This is a genomic window from Phyllobacterium sp. P5_D12, from assembly GCF_054049495.1.
Window position 1 is genome coordinate 1 of record NZ_JBFUMG010000655.1, and the last position, 2,270, is coordinate 2,270.

Genomic DNA, 2,270 nt, shown 5'->3' on the forward strand with positions numbered 1-2,270 from the left:
TCGCTTGTGCCTCGATTTCGAAGCCACGGGAATTGACCTCGCCGACCTGGAATTGCGCGTTAAACGGTCCAGTGAGCACGTTCTGCTTCGTCAAATCGAACAGCGAAGCCGTGATGAGACCGTCAAAGCTTGTCGGCTGGTATTTTACGCCGACTTCGTATTGCTGGCCGGTTTCAGGCTTCAGGAACGCAAGATTGCTGTCGACCCCGATCTCCGGACTGAAGAATGTCGCGACGCTCGCATAGGGCGTGATCCCATTGTCGAATTCATAGGCGATACCTGCCCTTCCGCTGGCCTGACCATCATGCCCGTCATATTCCGGTGTGCCTTGTGCGTCCGTAGTCACATAATCATAGCGGCCGTTCAACGTGACGAGCCAGCCATCGCCAAAGCGCATCTGGTCTTGCGCGTAGACCCCGATCTGATGGCGCTTGACGACCTGGTCGATGTAAGGAGCGAACATGGGACCTTGAGGCACGCCATAAACGGGGTCGACTGCGCTAATGGGCGTTGACGCGCCGGTTGCCTGGATCTGATCGATGTCGAAGAACTTGTATTCCGCACCAAACAGGAGCGTGTGCTCGATCGCACCAGCAGTGACCTGGCCTTCAAGCTGATTGTCGACCACGAACGAATTGACCGTCGTATCGTGCATGAAATTGATGCGCGAGAGATCGTAATTGCCGTCGATCGGCTGGGCGGAGAAGGCATCGTATCCAAATGGATATAGATTGTGTTCGCGCACGCCGCTGTAGCCATAGCGAAGGTTCTGCCGCACGGTCCAGTCATTGTCGGAAGTGTGTTCCATTTCATAGCCGATGGAGGCTTGGTCGCGGTTATAGTCGTCGATCGACGGCTCCGTGAAATTTGCCTTGCGATCGATCTTGCCGAAGGGCGCGTCGACTACAGTTCCATAGTAAGGCAGGAAGCTGCCACCGTCATGGGTAAGGTCCTGATGCGTATAGTTGGCAAGAATGGTGAATTTCGTCACATCATCCGGCTTCCAGGTGATACTGGGCGAAATGACCCCAAGGAAATCCTTTGAAAAATCGGTGTAATTGTCACCGCCGGATATTTTACCGTTGATGCGATAATCGACCACGTCGGATGCCTTGTCGCCAATATCGAAACCAAGGTAACCATTGCCATAGCTGTTGATACCGGTTTCGACATAGCGCAGACGTTCGCCGGTCGGACGCTTGCTGATGTAGTTGACGATGCCTCCGGGATTGCTGCCGCCATAAAGCACGGCAGCAGGTCCCTTCAGAACATCGATGCGCTCAATGCCGAATGTATCGATAAAGAAGCCGCCGAAGCCAAAGCTGAAATTCTGCAACCCGTCGAGATATGTCCCCTTCTGCGTCGCATCGAACCCGCGGATGTAGATCCAGTTCGTGTCATTATCGACGCCGAAGGGCTGGGCAAATACGCCAGAGGTATAGCGCAGGGCCTCGTCGATCTTCTGCGCACCCTGGTCATCCATCTGTTGTCTCCCGACAACAGATACAGCCTGCGGAATTTCCGCGATGGGGGTATTTGTCTTGGAGCCGGTTGCCGAGCGCTTGGCCACATAGCCATTGATCGGACCGATTGCAGAACCATCTGAATTGCCACCCTCGATGACGATTGGGTCCAACTGGATGGTGGCATTGGCGTCCTGCGCACGCGTGCCGGTTGCTGACAGCAATACAAGCGCCGCCGTCCCGCCAAGCAGCGCACCAAATGCCGACCGATAGACACCACTCATGACAATCCCCTACTCATATTTCCCAGAGCCAAAACGCAGCGAGTGCAATCGCTCTCCGAGAGCTCGAATATAAGTTGAGTACATATATCAACTTTAATTTTCGGGATTGATTGTTTCTGTTCTCTTTTGAACTTTTTTGGGCCGTTTTCGTGGTTGTCGAAGTGGTCCGGCGCTACAACTGCCGATCCCGCCGCCAGACAGCCGGCGTCACGCCCACCACCCGCTTGAATACGCGCGTGAAATGCGCCTGATCCGAGAAACCCGCGGCGGCGGCTACGCGCGTCAGCGACGATCCGGGCTTCTCCAGCAGCGTCTGCACTTTCCTGATACGGGCGCGTATCTGCCATTGATGCGGGGCTGTACCCGTCGAGGCCTTGAAGGCATGGCTGAAGTAGGATTGCGACAAGCTTGTTAACTCCGCCAGTTCATGGAGGCGGATGCTTCGCATGCAATTGTCTTCGATATAGCTTGTGACCGTCCGCAACTGTCGCGGCGAAAGCTGGCTGCGTTGCCGTTTCTTGCC

General features: G+C 55.2%; 2 protein-coding genes. Both read right to left on the reverse strand.

Features of this window, described 5'->3' with window-relative positions; genetic code table 11:
• The coding region (locus ACXJ5O_RS24835) for a TonB-dependent siderophore receptor (RefSeq protein WP_457302233.1) at window positions 1-1,747 on the reverse strand (1,747 nt) is incomplete at its 3' end.
• A 172-nt stretch (window positions 1,748-1,919) separates the two neighbouring features.
• Window positions 1,920-2,270: helix-turn-helix domain-containing protein (locus ACXJ5O_RS24840; protein WP_457302234.1), on the reverse strand; the 351-nt coding region annotated here is incomplete at its 5' end.